The 20655-nt window shown below is 36.3% G+C and carries 21 protein-coding genes; 5 read left to right on the top strand and 16 right to left on the bottom strand.

From position 1 onward, the window contains the following. Positions 1-100 precede the first annotated feature (100 nt). Positions 101-1516, bottom strand: a complete 1416-nt coding sequence (locus tag BR30_RS0116655; RefSeq protein WP_026565948.1) for a SpoVR family protein — start codon at positions 1514-1516, stop codon at positions 101-103. Positions 1517-1607: 91 nt separating this feature from the next. Beyond that, positions 1608-2594, bottom strand: coding sequence for a M14 family zinc carboxypeptidase (locus BR30_RS0116650; protein WP_035445711.1), 987 nt, complete (start codon positions 2592-2594; stop codon positions 1608-1610). A gap of 137 nt (positions 2595-2731) precedes the next feature. On the opposite strand from BR30_RS0116650, the gene BR30_RS0116645 reads away from it, so the two are divergent. After that, complete coding sequence (locus BR30_RS0116645) at positions 2732-2986, top strand: YhdB family protein (protein WP_026565946.1); 255 nt, start codon at positions 2732-2734, stop codon at positions 2984-2986. A gap of 122 nt (positions 2987-3108) precedes the next feature. On the opposite strand, the gene BR30_RS0116640 is transcribed toward BR30_RS0116645, so the two are convergent. The 3 genes from BR30_RS0116640 to BR30_RS0116630 all read right to left on the bottom strand — a co-directional run bounded on the left by BR30_RS0116640 (position 3109) and on the right by BR30_RS0116630 (position 6201). Next, positions 3109-3831: an SDR family oxidoreductase gene (locus BR30_RS0116640; RefSeq protein ID WP_026565945.1), complete on the bottom strand. Its 723-nt coding sequence runs from the start codon at positions 3829-3831 to the stop codon at positions 3109-3111. A gap of 47 nt (positions 3832-3878) precedes the next feature. Further along, the gene (locus tag BR30_RS0116635; protein ID WP_026565944.1) at positions 3879-5621 is read right to left on the bottom strand and encodes a phospho-sugar mutase; all 1743 of its coding nucleotides are present in this window, start codon (positions 5619-5621) and stop codon (positions 3879-3881) included. Between the two features lie 193 nt (positions 5622-5814). Next, positions 5815-6201: a YhcU family protein gene (locus BR30_RS0116630; protein ID WP_026565943.1), complete on the bottom strand. Its 387-nt coding sequence runs from the start codon at positions 6199-6201 to the stop codon at positions 5815-5817. Between the two features lie 107 nt (positions 6202-6308). Between BR30_RS0116630 and BR30_RS0116625 the strand changes: the two genes are divergently transcribed. Continuing rightward, a complete protein-coding gene (locus BR30_RS0116625) occupies positions 6309-7232 on the top strand; it encodes an RluA family pseudouridine synthase (protein ID WP_026565942.1) in 924 nt (307 codons plus the stop codon). A 48-nt stretch (positions 7233-7280) separates the two neighbouring features. Here the strand turns inward: BR30_RS0116625 and BR30_RS0116620 are convergent, their stop codons facing one another. Beyond that, positions 7281-7538: a GlsB/YeaQ/YmgE family stress response membrane protein gene (locus BR30_RS0116620; RefSeq protein ID WP_026565941.1), complete on the bottom strand. Its 258-nt coding sequence runs from the start codon at positions 7536-7538 to the stop codon at positions 7281-7283. A gap of 385 nt (positions 7539-7923) precedes the next feature. Between BR30_RS0116620 and BR30_RS0116615 the strand changes: the two genes are divergently transcribed. From BR30_RS0116615 to BR30_RS0116605, 3 genes are all read left to right on the top strand, one after another. Beyond that, positions 7924-8541 (top strand): DUF47 domain-containing protein, encoded by a 618-nt coding sequence (locus tag BR30_RS0116615; protein ID WP_026565940.1) that lies wholly within the window; start codon positions 7924-7926, stop codon positions 8539-8541. An 11-nt stretch (positions 8542-8552) separates the two neighbouring features. Next, positions 8553-9560, top strand: coding sequence for an inorganic phosphate transporter (locus tag BR30_RS0116610; RefSeq protein ID WP_026565939.1), 1008 nt, complete (start codon positions 8553-8555; stop codon positions 9558-9560). A gap of 110 nt (positions 9561-9670) precedes the next feature. After that, positions 9671-10258, top strand: coding sequence for a YitT family protein (locus tag BR30_RS0116605; RefSeq protein WP_026565938.1), 588 nt, complete (start codon positions 9671-9673; stop codon positions 10256-10258). 54 nt (positions 10259-10312) lie between these two features. Here BR30_RS0116605 and BR30_RS0116600 read toward each other — a convergent pair whose 3' ends face one another. The 10 genes from BR30_RS0116600 to BR30_RS0116555 all read right to left on the bottom strand — a co-directional run bounded on the left by BR30_RS0116600 (position 10313) and on the right by BR30_RS0116555 (position 20513). Further along, positions 10313-13558, bottom strand: a complete 3246-nt coding sequence (locus BR30_RS0116600; RefSeq protein WP_155928686.1) for a hypothetical protein — start codon at positions 13556-13558, stop codon at positions 10313-10315. After that, positions 13555-14967, bottom strand: a complete 1413-nt coding sequence (locus tag BR30_RS0116595) for a glycosyltransferase family 2 protein (RefSeq protein WP_026565936.1) — start codon at positions 14965-14967, stop codon at positions 13555-13557. The genes BR30_RS0116600 and BR30_RS0116595 overlap by 4 nt, the downstream gene beginning before the upstream one ends. Before the next feature lie 3 nt (positions 14968-14970). Continuing rightward, positions 14971-16008, bottom strand: coding sequence for a HEAT repeat domain-containing protein (locus tag BR30_RS0116590; protein ID WP_026565935.1), 1038 nt, complete (start codon positions 16006-16008; stop codon positions 14971-14973). Between the two features lies 1 nt (position 16009). Then, a complete protein-coding gene (locus tag BR30_RS0116585) occupies positions 16010-16432 on the bottom strand; it encodes a response regulator transcription factor (protein ID WP_026565934.1) in 423 nt (140 codons plus the stop codon). Positions 16433-16676: 244 nt separating this feature from the next. Continuing rightward, positions 16677-17480: a pyrroline-5-carboxylate reductase gene (proC, locus tag BR30_RS0116580; protein ID WP_026565933.1), complete on the bottom strand. Its 804-nt coding sequence runs from the start codon at positions 17478-17480 to the stop codon at positions 16677-16679. Positions 17481-17494: 14 nt separating this feature from the next. Beyond that, the gene (locus BR30_RS0116575) at positions 17495-18007 is read right to left on the bottom strand and encodes a DUF3189 family protein (protein ID WP_026565932.1); all 513 of its coding nucleotides are present in this window, start codon (positions 18005-18007) and stop codon (positions 17495-17497) included. Positions 18008-18127: 120 nt separating this feature from the next. Continuing rightward, entirely contained in the window at positions 18128-18526 is a 399-nt protein-coding gene (locus tag BR30_RS0116570) for a cytidine deaminase (RefSeq protein WP_026565931.1), read from the bottom strand. A 25-nt stretch (positions 18527-18551) separates the two neighbouring features. Further along, complete coding sequence (locus BR30_RS33790) at positions 18552-18722, bottom strand: DUF1427 family protein (protein WP_035445710.1); 171 nt, start codon at positions 18720-18722, stop codon at positions 18552-18554. A gap of 24 nt (positions 18723-18746) precedes the next feature. Continuing rightward, positions 18747-19421, bottom strand: coding sequence for a deoxyribose-phosphate aldolase (gene deoC, locus BR30_RS0116560; RefSeq protein WP_026565930.1), 675 nt, complete (start codon positions 19419-19421; stop codon positions 18747-18749). A 150-nt stretch (positions 19422-19571) separates the two neighbouring features. Then, positions 19572-20513, bottom strand: coding sequence for a sugar-binding transcriptional regulator (locus tag BR30_RS0116555; RefSeq protein ID WP_026565929.1), 942 nt, complete (start codon positions 20511-20513; stop codon positions 19572-19574). Positions 20514-20655 lie beyond the last annotated feature (142 nt).

Genomic DNA, 20655 nt, shown 5'->3' with positions numbered 1-20655 from the left:
CTTCAGTAAACAATATATATTCATGAAATGATTTTCCTGTCTTCTATTGTCCATAAATAAAAAATAGGCTACCTTGATAGTACAAGATAGCCTCAAGAAATTACAAATATTTACGATGCACCCCTTTCCCATCATAGGAGAACAACATTTTTCTTTCTTCGATCATCGATTCGATATGGACAGGTCTTCCCCAAAGCTGCTGGATATATGGAAGTACTTTTTCGAGATACTTAACATCAAGCTCCACGCCTTCATACCAATGCTTTAAATAAAGTTCACCATTTTTTAGATAATCTCCATCATTAACCGTAATATAAGGGAAACCGCCATTTACGCGCATATTGACAAGCTGATCGCGAACTTGTTCCCATTGTTTATCGACTATTTTGTAGTCCCTGCCTTGTTTTTGGAAAAGATACATATCTTCTCGCATGACCAGGTCCTTATTTAGATAGTTTCGCAAGAAGGAAATATCAGACTCTACTTCTCGAACTTCAAATATCTTTTCTCTTCCAGACCCTGGTATTACTCCCCTTTTTATCATATCTTCTGTTGGATTATTGTACCGCTCTTCAATATCCTCAAAAATCTTGATTCCAAGGTAATATGGATTGATTCCCGTTTTGGAAGGCTGCACCACACCTGCATTCAATTTAGCAAATTCGATGGCTTCACCACTTGTTAAATCCATTTCTCTTAATATCCGTTGATGCCAAAAAGAAGCCCAACCTTCATTCATGATTTTTGTTTCAAGCTGCGGCCAGAAGTAAAGCATTTCCTCACGCATCATTGTCAAGATATCTCGCTGCCAATCTGTTAACTCACGGCTGTAGGTTTCAATAAATAATAATAAGTCCTTCTCTGGTTTAGGAGGAAATTTCCGTTTCCTTGGTTGATTCGTTTCCTTTTTATCCTTCTCATCCAAGCCCCATAGGTCATCATATGGCGTGACCGCCTGAATTTCATGACCATCATCACTTTCTTCATCTCCAATGGACCATGATAACTTTGGTCTCATCAAGGATGGGTCAATGTGTTCATCGATGGCCAATACTGCGTCAAGGAAGGTCTCTACCTCTTTTTTGCCATATTGAATTTCATATTGATGAATCCTTTCAGCCGTAGCTGCCATACTTTCAACCATATCCCGTTTCGTATTTTGAAAACGAACATTATTTTTAAAGAAGTCACAGTGTGCTAATACATGGGCAACAATTAATTTATTTTGAATAAGGGTGTTAGAGTCAAGCAAAAAAGCATAGCATGGATTGGAGTTAATAACAAGTTCGTAAATTTTACTAAGACCTAAATCATAATGGAGTTTCATTTTGTGAAATTGTTTTCCAAAGCTCCAATGTGAAAATCGGGTTGGCATACCATAGGCCCCAAATGTATAAATAATTTCAGCAGGGCAGATTTCATAGCGCATGGGATAAAAATCCAATCCAAACCCGGTTGCAATTTCAGTAATTTCACTGATTGCATATTCCAGTGCATTACGTCCTTCCACATTCATTTGCCATTCCCCCTTTTCCTCTTACCACAATGTATGAAGTAAAAAGGAGAATGATGAAACAAGATAGAAAAAACAATAGGCAAGTATGGCTTTAATTTGATATTTTTTTTGCCTCTTTCGCTATTTTTATACCTACATATTGATTTCGTTTCCATTCCTTTTGAAAAATAGATAAAGGCGGATTGGTTTCACCAACTAAGTAACTTATTTCGATTGTCATTGCCGGTCTATGATAAGTGGTAATAAACCAATCGGTGAATCCGCCGCCCGTAGCATTTTGATTCGGCACTGCTAATTTATAACCAGTTAGATCCGATATTTTTTTCGCAATCCGTCTATCCCGTTTCAAATTTTCTCCATTTTTATATTTCCAAAAAATTTCTCTTCCAGCAGTGTGATAAGCAATGGCAATCGTAGGGTCAATTTCCTTAATAAAATTTGTAAGGGATTTTACTTCTTTGGATTCCAGTGGTTCTTTCCCTTTATAGAATTTATACCACGGAGAAGCTGGTTCTTGATTGAGACTTTCCCATCCTGCTGGGTATTGTCTGTTTAGGTCAATACCCTTGCCATTAGCCTTCCATCGCTTAAAATCTTTTGATCCATCATTCATCTTTACCAATAGCTCCTGATAATTAGATGAAAAACTTTTCAAATCATTCTGTTGGATGGTTACACCATCAGGATTTAACATAGGTACAAACCAAATAGAGACATCATTCAAAATTTGATTGGACTTGAAACCAAAAAAATTTCTTTCATTATATGTCGATGCATAAGACTCAAGCATTTTCATTAGCATTAGGCTAGTCATCCATTCTCTACCATGATGAGAACCAATTAAGACTACATTTTTCTTACCTGTTCCAAGCTTGATTGCCCAAATATCACGACCAAAGTGCGAAGTACCGATTGATTGGACTTTTATTTTTTCTTTATATTTTTTGTTTATTTTTGAAAGGTCATCTTCCAACATCTCAAAACTATAACGATTATTGTCTTTAACAATTTTTGCTCTTGTCACATTTTCCTGCTGAATTGTTAAAAAAACGATGATACAGATTATAATTTTAGCCATATGACCTCCACTTGTTAAATTATGCAGGTAAATGTTGAAAACAGCGTAAATAGTGAATGTCCAACATTTTCTGTGAAAGTTATCGTCAAAATATCATACAATAATCTCAACTCCTAATAAGGAGGAGATAAAAACAAATGAATAAAATGGATTATGATCGAGCGTTGTATTATACACATCGTTCAGAGTGGGATAATTTACTAATTTTAATGGTACGAACAAAAGACCAATTTTTATCTAAGAGAATTGAACAATTCCTGCATGCTTACAATTTTGAACGTGATTACACTGTAATTGAAACAAAACTGTATAACCTGCTGCGCTACATTGACCATGCGAATGAAACCGTAGAAGCTGACCCAAATGAGATACCGATGTATAGTCTTTCCTAATTTAACAAGTGAATGCAAATGAAATTGAGAAACTTTTTACTACCGGACCAAAGAATTCCACCACCAAAAAACACGGCTTCCACTAGTGGAAGCCGTGTTTTAAAACTGTCTTATGATTTTAGTTACGCGATTGGATATTGTTGAGCGAACGGGTGTAAAATAATTTCATCTATCATCATATACTTTGGAGCAGATGCCATGTACACAACTGCATTTGCAATATCTTCTACCTTGAGCCAATCCTTTTTCTCAGGCAATCCTTGAGTAGACTCTGCAAAATACGTATCAACCATTCCTGGATTGACCGTACCTACACGAATTCCATATTCACGAACTTCTTGGGCAACTGAACCAGAGAATCCTTGAACAGCATATTTTGTTGCCGTATAAGCCGCACCATTCGGAATTGTATAACGGGCTACGTCAGATGAAATGTTTATAATCGTTCCTGATTTTCGGCTTTTCATATGCGGTAATACAGCCTTTGTCGCTAAGAAAACACCTTGAACATTTACTTCAAATACCTTTTTCCATTCTTCTAAGGATACTTCCTCCGTTAATTTAAAGAAGCCGACACCTGCATTGTTAACTAGAAGATCTACGGAACCATATGTTTGAATTGTCTGTTCAACGACAGCCTTCATATCATCTTCAATTGAGACATTCGCCTGAACAGGCAATACATTTGCATAGCCCATTTTTTTTAGGTCTTCAGCTGTCTCTGAAATTTGTGAAGAACTGCCCACAATCGTTAATTTCATTCCTTGCTCCGCTAGTTTTACGGCAATTTCTTTGCCAATTCCTCTAGAGCTGCCTGTAACAATGGCAATTTGATCTCTAAGCATGTTTTACTTCCTTTCATGATGCAGTTCTTAGTTGGCTAGGAAGGAAATTAAATTTCCTGAACCATTTTCATTTTATGGTCAACTAACGCCATAAAATCATTTTCAATAGTCTTAAGTTTTGCTTTGCTTTCTTCTAAACTTTTACTATTGACACCAAAATAGAACTTCACCTTTGGTTCTGTGCCAGATGGACGTAAACAAACCCATGAACCATCCTCGAATGTATACTTTAAAACATTTGATTTTGGTAAATCAATTGGTTCTTGCCCTTTGTCCGTTACACGAGTACTTGTTAAATAATCCTCCGCAGTGGATGCAGCCAATGCTCCAAGGCTGGTAATTGGCTCTGCACGGAAAGACGCCAATAACTGTTGAATCGTCTCTGCGCCTTCCTTTCCCTTTAAGGTTAGGGAGCGTAGGCCTTCTTGGTAATATCCATACTTTTCAAATACCTGCATCAACCCTTCATAGAGGGACATGCCCTGTTTCTTATAAAAAGCACAAACTTCCGTTGCTAAGAGAGCAGCCTGTACCGCATCTTTATCTCGTGCAAAATCACCAATTAAATATCCGTAAGATTCCTCATATCCAAATAAAAATTTACGATTTCCCGCTGTCTCATATTGATTGATTTTTTCAGCGATAAATTTAAACCCTGTTAACACATCAACGGTTTCTAATTGATAAGCTTCAGCAATCTTCCGGCCTATTTCCGATGTTACGATTGTTTTTAATACCACTCCATTTTCTGGCAGTGTTCCTTTTTCTTTTTTCTGGGTAAGGATGTAATCCAGTAATAAAGCCCCTGTTTGGTTACCAGTGAGAACTACATATTCTCCCTCAGGGTTTAATACAGCAATCCCTAATCGATCTGCATCCGGGTCTGTTGCAATTAATAGGTCAGCGCCGATTCTTTTTCCATCTCGAATTGCTAGTTCAAAGGCGGCATGTTCTTCAGGGTTAGGACTTTTTACCGTTGAGAATTCTGGATCCGGAAGTTCTTGTTCTTTGACGATTGTTACATTTTCATATCCCAATGCTAAAAGTGCAGCACGGACAGGCTTATTAGCGGTTCCATGTAGTGGAGTAAAGACGATTTTGATATCCGTTTCTTGAGCAAGGGTTGGATTCTCAGATATCGTTATTAGTTTCTCCGTATAGGCTTGGTCAATTTCCGAACCAATTGTTTTAATTAATCCTTCTGCTCTTAATTTTTCTTCACTATCAATCTCAATCAATAATTCATTTTCAATCTCATTTACCTTTGCAATCACTTCGTCCGCAGCAGCAAGTGGCAGTTGGCCTCCATCAGACCCATAAACTTTATAGCCGTTATACTCAGGTGGATTATGGCTTGCGGTAATCACAATGCCTGAAAAAGCATTTAAGTATCTTAAGGCAAAAGATAATTCAGGAGTAGGTCTTAATTCATCAAATACATATGTTTGTATACCCTTTGTGGCCAATGTTTTTGCAGCCTCCAGCGCAAATTCTGGAGATTTATGGCGTGAATCATACGCAATGACAACTCCACGTTGTTTTGCTTCCATTCCATGGTTTTGTATGTATGCTGCCAGCCCAGCTGATGCTTTGCGAACAGTATAAAGATTCATTCGGTTGGTGCCAACCCCAATTTCTCCACGCATACCACCAGTACCAAATTCCAAATTTTTATAAAAGGCCTCTTCTACTTGCCTCTCATCCTTCATTAATTGTTTTAATTGATCTTGTAATTCAGTATCCAATCCATCAAATTCCATCCAACTTTTCGCTGTCTTTTTCCAGTCCATAGGGTTCTCCTCCAAATTCTGTCTACTGTTATTGTTTCTAATTTCAACTATGTTACTCCTTTAAAAATCTCATGAAATTAAACGACAATTTTCGCAGAACTACATTTATTCAGTTCTTTTTCTATATTACCTCAAAAACCACTATTATTAGTAGAAAAAAAATAAAAGCCTGCATTTGCAGACTTTTACTTACTTAGATTAGTAACTCATTATCCGCTTTAGAATAGATACTAAGCATGGGAATTCTTATACTTTTTGCTTCTTCAAAATGTTCATATTGAAATGGAAACAGTAAACCAAACTCCGTTAATGTCTCAACATTCTTATTAAATAATGAGGCATACTGTTCATCAGGTTGAGAGGACTCTAGAATGGAGATTAATGTTTGAATACTCGTCATGACCTGAAAGGCATCTTTTAATGTATTGAACTCTTCAGATGGATGCAGAACCTTTAATTCCTCAAACTGACAAATCTCTTCATCCGTAAAATAGAGCGGAAATATATTCGAATAAATGTACCTCACCAGTCCGTTAATTTCTTTTTCTTGACTTGGCGTCGAGGCAAATACAATTTTCACTTAAAACCCACCTTTGCCATCGCTTATTTCTGTCGTATTGTATATGATAAGAATAACATAACTAAGCCAGTATTGACGGTGGTAATTATAACCTTAAGGAGAATTAAATGCTAAACACAATGCGAATGGGAGAATGGTTTCAAATAGACGTCCCGTTAGAATGGAATGGAAAAACCATCGAGGATATTTTTCGGCATGTCTGGGAAGCCCCTAAAAAATTAACCCACACTTTTAGAATGGAGAATAAGGTGAAAGTTAATGAGGAACGCGCGAACTGGACTAATCCTCTGGTCAAGGGTTCCAAGTTACAATTAAAACTATTTGAGGACGAAAAGATTGAAATTCCAGCTAATTATATAGATATAGACGTACTTTTTGAGGACGAACATGTTTTGGTTATTAACAAACCACCCTTCATGAATAGCCATCCAAATGACCCTCTAACAGATCAAGATACACTGCTTAATGCAGTGCAATTTTATTTGCAAGCAAAAGGAGAAAATAGGAACATCCGGCAAGTTCACCGATTAGATCGCGATACGTCAGGTGCCATCCTCCTTGCTAAACATTCACTAGCAGGGGCTATTATGGATCAGATGCTTTTTAAGAGAAATATTAAAAGAACCTACATTGCTTTGGTTCACGGGTTAGTAAAACAGAGAAAAGGGTCCATTAACGAACCGATTGGCCGGGATCGCCATCATGCAACAAGAAGGAGAGTTTCTCCAACTGGTCAGGCTGCCCTTACCCATTACACCGTAGTAAAAGTGGACAAAGAGAAACAACTTTCATATATAAAATGCTGGCTCGATACTGGGAGAACACATCAAATCAGGGTTCATTTAAGTTATTTAGGGCATCCATTAGTTGGAGATACATTGTATGGGGGAAAACCTATTGTGAAAAGACAAGCACTACATGCGGCAAAACTTGAATTCATTCATCCGTTTACTCAGGAAAAGATTGTCTGTCATGCTCCATTTGTAGATCGACTTGTAATTTTTAAGGATATTGATATCTTTTCATTATAGAGCATGAAAAAGCCTCCAACATTGGAGGCTTTTTTAAAGTAAGAAATATTATCTATCGGTTCTTCTAAAGGATCGAAGAATGAAACTTACTAACAAGACCAAAACAGCCGAACCAATAATTGCAGGAATTATTGCAAAATCAGCAACATGTGGTCCCCAATTACCTAAGATTGCAGTTCCAAGCCATGCTCCTACAAATCCTGCAATGATATTACCAATAATGCCACCCGGAATATCTCTTCCAACGATAAGACCGGCTAACCATCCAATAATCCCACCAATAATTAATGCCCAAATGAAACTCATTCAGTACACTCCTTTTTAGTAACCAATTATTTGTCTCAGGCAGTTGGAAAAGTAACTTATTTTCATGCTACCTGTATTTATAAAGTACCCTAATTTCTTTTTTATACTCAGAAAAGAAAAAATCTTAACTCGGTAACTAAGTACATAAATACATAAATATAGGCAAAAGTAAAAATGTCTCTATTTAAGAACTATTTAAAACATATAATGTAAAGATTTTGTAAACATACATAGAAAATGTTCCAATAGAATGAACGATTCAAAAAATTCTAATGTTAAGTTTTTGTAAATTTATAAAGAATATGTTTCTTTTTTCGACATTTTTCATATAAAATTACTGAGGTCAGTATTCAACAATTGTTTAATTGAAAATGGGGGTATTCACATGGCATTTAAAAAAGTCGATAAATTCTCAGCATTACTTAGTAATATTTCTGCAAACTTAAAGGAAAGTGCAAATTTCTTTACTGAATACAAATTAAAAAATGTGAGTGATTTGAAAATTTTCTCTGAGAAAATGAAGGAACTTGAAACAAAAGGTGATACATATGTGCATGAAGTAATTAAAGAATTGAATGATGCCTTCATCACTCCAATTGAACGGGAAGACATCCTTCACCTGGCGATGAGTATGGATGATGTACTTGATGGGCTTGAAGGTTGTGCAGCATTATTTGAAATGTACTCTATTACCAATGCAGATGATTTCATGAAGAAATTTGTGGATGCAATTCAAGGTAGTGTTCATGAAATTGACAAAGCGGTTGAACTACTTTCCAATAAAAAGTTACAGCAAATAAGAGAACATGCCATTAAGATAAAAGATTTTGAATCCAACTGCGATAATATCTTACGCCAGTCGATTAAAAATTTATTTACGGTCGAAAAAGACCCGATTCGGATTATCCAATACAAAGAAATTTACGAAAACCTTGAAGATATTGCCGACTATTGCCAAACAGTTGCCAATACACTTGAAACCATTATCATGAAAAATGCTTAAGGAGCAAACATATGAGCGTTGTATTAATTTTAACGATTTTAATTGTCATTGGTGCCCTTGCATTTGACTTTATTAATGGATTCCATGATACAGCAAATGCAATCGCAACCTCTGTATCCACAAAAGCTCTTAAACCACGACAAGCAATTATATTAGCAGCCGTAATGAATTTTGTAGGAGCATTGACATTTACTGGGGTTGCCAAAACTATCTCTAAAGACATTGTTGATCCATTCTCACTTACTGGTGGTCATACTGGATCGATTGTTATTTTTGCGGCACTATTAGCAGCTATTTTTTGGAACTTACTCACTTGGTATTACGGTATTCCAAGTAGTTCATCACATGCAATTATCGGTTCTATTGCGGGTGCAGCCATTGCTGCAAAAGGATTTGAAGTAATTAAAGCTGAAGGTTTTATAAAAATTATTCAAGCATTAATTCTATCACCGATTTTAGCTTTCACAGTTGGGTATATTGTTTACAGCATTTTTAAAGTCGTTTTTAAAAATTTTAATTTAACTAAAACCAACCGTTCCTTTCGTTTAATCCAAATTGCTACTGCCGCGTTACAATCCTATTCACATGGAACAAACGATGCACAAAAATCGATGGGGATCATCACCATGGCTCTGTTAGCTAATGGTTATCTTCATACGGATGAAGTGCCTTTTTGGGTACAGCTCTCTTGTGCAATTGCAATGGGATTAGGTACATCAATTGGTGGATGGAAGATTATAAAAACAGTCGGCGGGAAAATTATGAAGATTCGTCCGATTAATGGTGTTGCCGCAGATTTAACGGGTGCAGCAATCATCTTTGGAGCCACTTATATCCATTTGCCAGTCAGTACTACCCACGTCATTTCTTCAGGGATACTAGGGGTAGGTTCTGCACATAGGCTTAAAGGAGTAAAATGGGGTACGGCTCAACGGATGTTAGTTACATGGGTAATTACACTTCCAATTACTGCATTATTAGCTGGTATCATCTACTTCATCCTTAATATCTTCTTTTAATAAAGACAACCAGAAGATTCTTCTGGTTGTTTTTTTTTGACTATATCACTTCTAAATGTACCGCTTGTACATATTTTGATGGTAGAGGACAAGTTTTGGAGTGATGGATGATGAAGGAAAAATTAGCAGCAATGCTGCTCGGGAGTTTGCTCTTAAGCCTTGGAGTAAATGGATTTTTAGTTCCCTATCATTTACTTGATGGAGGAGTCATCGGGTTAGGACTAATTATTCATTATTTTTACGGATGGCCGACTGGACTAAGTATTATTGTGTTAAGTCTTCCTTTATATGTTTTAGCCTGGTTCTTTGAGAGACGCTATTTCTACTACAGCCTCCATGGACTTATCATCTCATCCTTTTGTATTGATTTTCTATCATTTATTAATGGTAAAATCGAAATAGGGATATTACCAAGTACAATTATTGGTGGATTGCTTGTCGGGATAGGGATAGGTCTTATGCTGCGTTATGAAACCAGTACAGGCGGGACAGATTTACTTGCCCAATTATTAACTAAATTTACTTCCATTAATATCGGGATTATCATCTTCTTAATAGATGGTCTTGTCATCACAGGCGGTATTCAGGTTGTTGGGTTGGAGAAGTTCTTTTATTCTCTTCTCACCATCATCTGTGTTGGTTTTATGACGGCGCTAACCGTAAGAGGAAACAATAATCAACATTTTCCCTATTATTAATACAAAAGGAAAGGAAAACGCTGGTTTACCACTAGCGTTTTCCTTTCCTTAATACTACTTTCCATTTATATCAATTGTTCGATACGTTTCTTTCATAATTCCATAGGATTTTTTCAATCGTTCATAAAAGGTTGGTTCCTCCCACTTCTTCCAACTGTATAAAAATGTATCAGGTTGATGAAGCATATTATGCTTTTTTTCAGGTAATGTCTGGATAACCTTCCCTTGTTCTGTTGTCACTATGGCTAGCCGAATACCATTCGTTTCAACACTGCTAGATAAACCACTTTCCCAGACATTCCCCATTACTTCCTTTAAACTAGGGTCTTTCACATTTAAGAGCTGCCATGGAATTCTTCCTTCGATTACTTTTCTATCATTACTAATGCTAACATCTGTTAACGAGTCGAATTCTTTACTATTTGGGTTAGCGTTCCCAAACTTTAGTTTTCCTGTCTCGTAACTAGCAAATGGAATCACCTCTTTGGTAGTTGGAATCGTTAATTTCTTATTAAGAGCAAGCCTGATGGGATGAAATTCACCATTATTCTTTTGATTTGCATACGGTTCCTCAGCAATCATCTTTAGAAGATGGGCGTATTGATAATAAAAGGTGTCATAGTAACTATCAACCATGATACTTGAAGTCTCAGGCCCCGTAAGACTTACTAAAAAATCAATCCCAAAGTCTGTTTTGATTGATAGATTATCGTTTAATGGAATTTGGGTTTGTCCCTGTTCCTTAATGGAATCAAGCAGCAGGAAGGTTCCTTGTTTGCGAAAATCAACTGGACGATTATATTTTAAAAGGAAATATAAATATCCATTGTCAGAGGATAACCGTACTTCCTTTAAAGTGTCCTTTTTATCTTTGCTAGAATAACTCTTTTTGACTCCCGCTAACTCCCAATCCAATGCATTCCCATCCACAATGATTTCTTTTTCCTTTTTCCCAGGTTCAAATCCTAATAAGCCAAAGTGCTGCTCATTTGTTTGCATGTTATTCCAAAATGGTCTTCGATCGGGATTATCAAAATCCATGGTATTCCATGTTCGCTTAAACCATTCATCCTGCCAGGTGAAGACAAGTCCCCCCATGTAGTCTTCTGAAACAATCGATTCATATAGATGCTTATTAATATACCCTTGTTCTTCTTCTGAATGAAAACCTTGGTTCATCCCATAAGCGTTCTTATGTGTTAATCCTCTCGAAGCCGGAACACCAAATTCTGCAACAAGAACTGGCATTTGATGGGCAGCACGGAGCTCATTTAAATAGCCAGCATAATTGTTTTTCTTACCCTTTCCATCTACATAATTAAGATATGACTTATCAAAGTTAAGAAAATCAGGATAATAAGGATAGATATGATAGGAGGCAAATAACCCTGAAGATAACCCCTTAGATGCTTTAATATGATTGGGGTTCACTGAAACCATATCTTCATTCTCCAGTGGTTCGGTTGGATGTTTCAACATATCTGTTGTAACCCAGTTCGTAAAACTCATTGAATGCTGCCATTGGTAGTGTTTCGCTTCATAATCCGCAGCAAAATCCATTAAACCAGCCAGCCAGATTTCAAATGGATTGGCCGCTTCTGTTTTAAAGAACTCCCCTGTAAATTGACTAATTTTTGAATGCTTTTCATTTGTGTTTGTGACCATAGCAGGGTCCCATTCCGTGCCAACAATGATTCCCAGAACGTACTTCGAAATATCGTACTTATATTCACCTGACGCATGGCCAGGCCGGTCTGGTATGTTTGCTTTTCCATGGATAAGATTAATCATATTTTTTATTTCAAGTTTTGCATCATCTATATTTATTTTGGCAAAGGCGTCTTGAGTGTGAATTAGATTCTCTTCATTAACCCACGTCCCATGAAATAAGAATAGCGGCTTACTAGCAATTTTGTTATATTCATAAAAGGCTTCGTAAAATTGTGGCGGGTGGAGTGTGTAGACTCTGACCGCATTGGCATTCATTGCACCAATTTCTTTAAACCATCGAAAGTATTCATCTTTTGTAATCGCCGTCTCCCCAGGAAAATAACCAGGTTTTCCTATCCCCATGTTTACACCCTTAATTAAGAGATCTTCCCATTTCCCGTCCTTCTGAATCTGAATATAAGATTTTCCAGTTTTGCTGTTGGATTTAATGCCATTAAGTTCGACTACATCCACTTTTTCTTGGGGTGTTACATGGTGTAATCCATGCTTTAAAATATCCTTCATCATTGGTACGTAGGTTTCCCAATAGAAAGAACCGCCCGAACCAACACTCTTTTTCCAAGCATCCAAACCCTTTGTTTGATAAATTCCTGGAACATCAGCTTCGTCTGCAAAATCCCCTGAAAAATAATAAGAGGAATACTTAGCATTTTGGTGATAAATGACGGCTGGAAAAGAAGTTGGAATCCCATATCCTTTAAGAGTTCCTTTTGCTTGCTTAGTGATTGGCAACTTATAGGCGGCCAATATTTCCTTCTCATCTTTGGCATCAATAATATCGAACCAATAACTGTACTTTCCATCAATACTTTGAGTAAAGTGTTTTTTTCCATTTCTAGTCAATTCAAACAGAAGACCTTTGTCGTTAACGTCTTTTTCTCCAATTACAACGATATAATTGTTTTTACTGACAAATACAAATCCTTTTCCAGTAAATGACCACTTTTTATTTTGCTTCTCATAATTCTCTTTTACCCATTCTGGTACCTCAGTACTATTAAGGTTGGAAAAAAAGCGACCAATCCAGCCTGTCCATTCTACATTAAGCAAATTCGAGATCTCGGCTTTCGATGATTCTGATGTAGGACTTGCAAACGTATTAAATTCTGCTATTAATGTTTTGCCTTTAGATTTAATTAGTTCCTTTTTTATTTGATTGACTTCATCAGTTTGAAGTCCGCCATAAATCTTTGTAGAGTGTTTCCCTAATGGATTTTGTCCGAAAAACTCCTCTTTATATACTCCATATTGATCCGTTAAATAAATCACATCGTATGGTTTTAAATCCTCGGGTAAAGGAGTGATCGAATATTTCTTTCCTTCCTTTGGTTCAAATCCTTTATAATCCTCCGTAACTGAATAAGGTTTTTTCCCATCTTTAAAATATTTTGCATTATTTAATATCCAAACCAAACCTTTATGTTCCCGATACGAAGGATTCGGAACCGTTTTATCAACAATCAACACATTTAATTGTTTTATGGGTTGAATTTTCCATAGCCAAAAGGGAAAGGTGATAATAATTAAAAAAAGAACAGAATAAATAATTAAATTGATTGGTTTGATCATTCGGAAACACCTTTTCTTTTCATTTCTCCCCAACTTTGATCACCGATGAGCATTTGCCATATTCCCTCACATCTCCAAAATACGGTCATCGGTCTGTACCAAAGAGTTTCTGTTAAAGAATATACAAATAACTTCATGATATCTGATACTTTTGGATATTTTGTAAGACTCCATTCTTCCAATAGAACCGATACCATTGAAAAAATAGACCCATATAAACAGGAGAGCAGAAATAACAAAATAGCAAATTCTATATAGATCCCCCCTAGGAATAAACAAAGGACCATAAAAAGGTATCCTAAAAACTCAATGACTGGTCCGAAAAATTCAACAATCCAAAAGTAAGGAAACGATATTAAACCAATGGAACCGTATTTAGGGTTAAGGGTGATTTTCCGATGAGTCCACAAACTTTCAAGCAGCCCTCGATGCCAACGTCTTCTTTGCCTGCGAAGGAATGTAATCTCCTCAGGAACTTCTGTCCAACAAACCGGATCCGGAACATAGACAATCTTTTTCTTGATATTTTTTTCCTTTAACAGTCGATGAAGCCTAACGACTAATTCCATATCTTCCCCGACAGTATCTGTTTTATATCCACCTGCAGCAATTACCCATTGTTTTGAAAAAACGCCAAATGCACCTGAAATAATTAATAGGAGGTTGTGCCGGCTCAATCCAATTCTCCCCATGAGAAAGGCACGTAAATATTCGATGATTTGCATAACTACCAAAGGTTTATTTGATAAACAGATTCTTTGTATTTGGCCGTTTTTGATTTGGCAGCCATTCGCAATTCGAACACTTCCACCCGAAGCGATCACTTCTTCATTTGAATCAATAATGGGCTTCATTACCTTTAAAAATGCATCCTGCTCAAGAACGGAATCACCATCTAACGAACAAAAATATGGGTAATGAGAGAAATTAAGACCAACATTAAGGGCATCTGCCTTTCCCCCATTTGCCTTATCAATAAGAAACAAATTTGATAGTACTGCTGATTGATAAATCCGGACAATCGGTTTTGTTTCCACTTGTTTTCTAACCGCTTTTTTTATTTCCTGCATATCATAGTGATCTATTACTTTTGCGAGAGTTTGGTCCGTTGACCCATCGTTCACCACAATCACTTCATAGGTTGGATAATCTACGCTTAATAAGGAACGGACACTTTGAATAATACCTGCTTCTTCATTGTAAGCGGGCACAATAATTGAAACAGGTTTGGTATAAAATTCATCCGAATAATCTTCATAGGCTTGAACTCTGTCAAGTTGGTATTCCTTGCGCAACTGAAAAAAAGAAATCACCAAGATAACAGAGTAAAAAGAAATGACAATTACCATATATATTGCGATAAACCAAGCAAAAATCGTTACAACATTTCCCCACTCAAAAATCACCATTTTCTATACCCCTTTATGTAGCCATTCCCATGCCATATCCTTAGCAAATGGATCCTTTGAAGTTTCTAATACTTCCCGCAATATCTGGTGCCCATTTGGAAATTGGCGGATGGCTTGCCCTGCTTGAGAACGAACCCACCATGTTTGGTCATGCAAAAGTTCGATTAATCTTGATATTCCTTTGACTTCTTTTAATGAACCAATTAGTTTTGCTGCAACCATTCTCTCTTCCCATTTACTAGAATAAAGTAGTTCTAAATAGGGTTCTGAATCTTTCACATGGCCCATAATCGATAATGCCTTTAAGGATCGGAGCCTGATTTCCCCTTTATAGACCGAAAAGATATTCTCAAGAAAAGGAAGATAATTTAATTCCTTTTTTATTGAAATTACATCTAGGACTGCTTTTTGTAATGGCTGACTACCTTTATGAAAATGAAGAATAAATTGTTCAAATTGTTGTTGCTCAAGGCGGATTAATATTGTGCGGTACTCAAATTCAGAGAAATTCTGGTAGTGGGTTGTTAACAGATTAAATAAAAATTCGTGTTGAAATAAAGCAAGGATTCTTAATGAATGAATAAGTTCTGCGTGAGAAAGCTTTTTTTTCTTTGTTAGTAAGTAGATATCGTCCCTCAGGAGAGTTAATTTGAAATCCTCAATATGATAGAGGGTGTTCATCCGTTGACTCCACCTTTTACTTTTAAGTTTCTTACGATACCTCTCCAATAAATACATTGATGCTAGTTCTGTTAATCGTGTCTTTTCATCCTCGCCTTCTAAAATTTTGCTAAATCTGCTTAGAAGTTCTTCAATGGCTATTTGTTCAAGAACAGATTTAGGATTTAATCCCCTAGAATACCCTCCCTCCATTAACATAGTAAAAAGAATGGAATGATATTTTTCAATAAATTGCTCAATCCGTTTCCTGTTTTTAATATCCATAGCTTTTCTTATTGTTAGATATATTAGCAGCACCAATAAAATGCCTAAAATGGTAATCGTTAATATTGTCAGGTAATATAATTCATTTTTCAGCATGCTAATTCATCCTTTTGATTAACCGTTCAATCCTAGCTTGAAGTTCTTTAATACTAAAAGGTTTGGTCATATAATCATCAGCTCCTAGTTTTAATGCCTGTTCCATATCCGTTTCCCTTTTTCTCCCGGTCAACATAAGAACATGAATATTTCTTCCATTTTCTATTCTTTTTACTTTCTGCAGGATTTCGATACCATCCATAACAGGCATAACACCATCAAGTATTAAAAAATGTTCTCCCTTCCCCTCTAAGCGTTTTGATTCAAAGAATTGAAGACCATTTTCAAATGTGTCAATGTCTAATTCAAAATGATTTAAATCCATAACCTTAAGTAATCTTATTAACATAGTTCGAATTATTGGATCATCATCAATGACCGAAACGTACAATGTTTTTTTTATAAATTTATTATTTAAATCCATAAATACCTACTTCCCAGACTGACGAACCTTCAAATAAGAATAGACAGACCTTCTCTATTTTTGATTCATTGCTTTTACTATTCCCTTTTTTCTAAACAGATTTAGTGTATTTAAAGTTTATTATTAATAAATTCTTGTGTCACGCGAAAAATGCAGAAAAAGTCGAAAAACAGTAACACTTGTCGAATTCTCTTGAGTTCTAAAGACAAAAAAGGATCCAAAAACTGGATCCTAAGATTCCTATTTATAATAGTTTTTTTACTTTATTTGTACAACTGTCCATTGCTGTCATAATTGATCCCCGAAATTGCTTTTCCTCTAAGGTAACAACTGCTTCTATTGTTGCCCCTCCTGGCGTACACACATTATCTTTGAGTTCTCCAGGATGTTTTCCGGTTTCAAGGACCATTTTTGCAGCACCAAGAACAGCTTGAGCAGCTAGTCGATAAGCTTGATTCCTTGGTATTCCTTGCCTTACCCCACCATCTGCCATAGCTTCTAGAAGCATATACACATATGCCGGGGAAGAACCGCTGATAGCAGGAACGGCATCCATTAGCTTCTCTTCTAGCCTCTCGGTCTTTCCAAAGGTCTGGAACAAGTGCTCTACCTCAACAATTTCATTTTCAGTAAGGTAATCATTTGCACAGATCACACTCATGCCTTCCCCAACTAAAGAGGGAGTATTAGGCATTGTCCTAATCACCTTTACTTGGAAGCCAAATGCCTGCTCAACATTCCTCAAGGTAATCCCAGCCGCAATCGTTACAATGATTGCCTCTTGTTTTATATCATTCTTTATTTCTTCGATTATCTTTGAATGTAGATCAGGTTTCACCGCAATAATAAGGATGTCAGCAAATTGGGCTGCATCTCTATTATTTAATGAAGTGCATATTTCATATTTTTGTTCGACCATTTTTGTCGTTTCTTTTGTGCTAGCGCTAGCTATAATGTTCTCTTTTGGAATAGTTGATGATTTAACCATACCCTCTATCATTGCCTGAGCCATCTTTCCAGCCCCAATAAAACCTATTTTCTTTTTCACTTTAATCTCCCCACCTATTTATACATCTCATTCTCCAATACAATGATGTTTTCTGCAAAAGTTGTTTTCCCTATTTCTTTTGTATTTTCCACCAACCTGTATATATTATCACAACATTGTTTAGCACCTATAACTAATAACGGTACTCCAATAAAATCAATTTTTAGCCCCCTTGAAAAAAGTCCGCCCATGGACATAGCAAAAGGAACTGTTGGTGAAGTATTGGAGAAAACAATTTTTTCATCAAATTTAAATTTTTCTTGCAGCAATAAACTCATTTCTTTTAATGCAGGAACCACATATTTGTTTCTTTTCCGTCCAATCGTATAAACAGAGTTTCCATCTTCATCCATTCCATGGAAAATAATCTTTCCAAAATCTGCTTTTGTTAATTTATTGAAATATTTCACATTTAAAATTTCTTCTTTTGTCAGTTTTCGTTCGGATTGTGGTAATTGTTTTAAATGGTAGGCCGCTGCTAAAGAAGTTGTATGAGTTCCGCCAAAATCATTATAGATATAAATCATGGAATCATCCTTTATTTTTGCTATGTATATTATGTTCAATATTGTATTTTCCAATTCAAGGGGATTTCCCACACCAAATAAAAAAGAAGTCTATCACAATTGGATAAACTTCTCGAATACTTATTTATTTAAATCTTTTGGTGAAAAAGCTCCTGGTAGTAGATCTTTTACAAGGATTTTTTGTATATCGCCTTTTAAATTGGTAAGCACAACTTCCATTTCTGCATCACAAAGTTCAGAAATAACCTGACGACAAGCCCCACAAGGGGAAACCGGCCCTTCAGTATCTGCAACGACAACGAGTGAAGCAAATTGTGTAATCCCGTCAGAATAGGCCTTAAACAAAGCAGTTCGCTCCGCACAGTTAGTCATGCTATAAGCTGCATTTTCTATATTGCAGCCATGAAATACTTGGCCATCTTTTGATAAAAGTGCTGCACCCACTTTAAAATTAGAATATGGGACATAAGCAAGCTCTCTTGCTTTATTTGCTTCAACGATTAGGTCTTTATTCTCCATCATATTCACGCTCCGCCAAGGAAATTTAATGCTGAACTAATTTAGTAATCCAATCAAGAAGCACGCCGCCAAAGTACACCCCGAAAACACCGACAACTGCTGAGAATACTGGGGGAGCAGGTAATGGAAGCTTTAAAAATTTAAACAACATACCAACTATTAAACCGGCAATTAAAGCCATTATTACGTCTCTCATCGAATTAACCTCACAATTGATTTATTAGTAATTGCTTAAGGATAGTTCACCTTTACTGATTGAAACACCAGAGCTTGCACCAATACGAGTTGCTCCTGCTTCTACCATTGCTAATGCATCTTCACGGCTGCGAACCCCACCTGAAGCTTTCACACCAATATCTGGCCCCACGGTTTGACGCATCAAGCGAATATCCTCGACAGTGGCTCCGCCTGTTGAAAAACCTGTAGATGTTTTTACATAGTCTGCCCCAGCTTTTACAGAAATTTCGCATGCTCTAATTTTTTCTTCTTTTGTTAACAAACAAGTTTCGATGATTACCTTTACCAATGCTTTTCCTTTAGCAGCTTCGACTACCGCACGGATATCTCTTTCCACCAAGTCATCTTGGTTATCTTTTAGGGCACCCACATTAATAACCATATCGATTTCATCTGCTCCATTTTCAATCGCATTTTTTGTTTCAAATGCTTTAGTTTCAGGAGTAGTTGCCCCAAGTGGAAAACCAATTACGGTACATACTTTCACTTCTGGAGTGTCAGCCAGCATATCTGCTGCTGTACGAACCCAAGTTGGATTCACACACACCGACGCAAATAAATATTCCTTTGCTTCTTCCACTAACTTCACAATTTCTTCTTTAGTTGCATCTGCCTTTAATAATGTATGGTCAATCATTCCTACTACATTCTGTGTCATATTCTTCGTCTCCCTTATAATGAAATTTTTATATTAAAATGGTTTTGTCGATTATCACAATGTAACTATATCAAATATAATGAACATTTGTAAATACCTTTATGAACAAATGTAAAAAATTTTTTTACCCTTTATAAAAACTGTCTTTATTTAGTTCTTATCTAGCAAGAATTGTGCTGTAAACTGGTCCGTAACGAGCACGTTTGCAAACCCACCTTTTAATGCCCCGTAAATTCCCTCAATTTTATTGGGCCCGCCTGCTACAAGAATGGAATAATCCTTTTTCTTTAAATCATCCAACTTTACTCCAAGTGTTCTCTCGTTCAAACTCTCGTTGCAAACTTCCCCATTTTCATCAAAGAAACGGGAGCAAATATCACCCACAGCTTTTCCATATAGAGATTCTAAGTCACTCTCTGTAAAATATCCTAATTGAAATAGTAATGAATCTGTTTTAATTGGTCCAATCGTAAATAGAGCAATATTCGCCTGACTACCTAGTTCAAGGATTTTTCGGATATGTCGATCAGCCTCCATTGCCTGCTTTACAACCACATGGTCTACGATTGCTGGAAGTGGAAGATTGTGTGGTGTAGTATGAAATGCTTTTCCAAAAAGATATAAAATCTCTGATGCATACGTATTAGTTTCAGCGTGGCTGACACCACCCTTTAGTTGGACAACTTTTACCCCTTTTACAAATTTCTGCTTTAATTCAATGGCAATATGGTAAAGGGTTGTTCCCCATGTCACACCAATTATGTCATCATCCTTAACAATTTGATTTAGATAAATGGCGGCTTTTTCCCCTAGATAATTTTTTATTATATGGTCTTCATATTGTGGTATTGAAGCGACAACCGCCTTCTTCAGGTTGAACTTGTTTTCAAGTTGTCTCGCTAGATTCTCAACATCTTCCGTCGGATCCATTATATTAATCTGGACAATTCCATCACTTTTTGCCTGTTGTAGTAAACGCGACACAGTGGGACGGGAAACACCTAGTTTCTTGGCAATTTCGTTTTGATTATAATCCAACAGATAATAGAGCTTGGCTGCTTCAATTACTTTCGTTAACTTTTCACGATCCACTATTATCACCTTATCGTTTATTATTTTCTCTTTATTGTAACAAAAAAAATAAACAATATCACTTTCATTTTACATTTGTAAAATTCAATATGAATATAATTTCATATATTGCATATGAATCTAAGCGAGGAACATGAATTTT

This window comes from Bacillus sp. UNC41MFS5 (assembly GCF_000686805.1).
The sequence above is the reverse complement of the archived record's forward strand: the minus strand, read 5'-3'. Positions and strand labels throughout refer to the sequence as shown.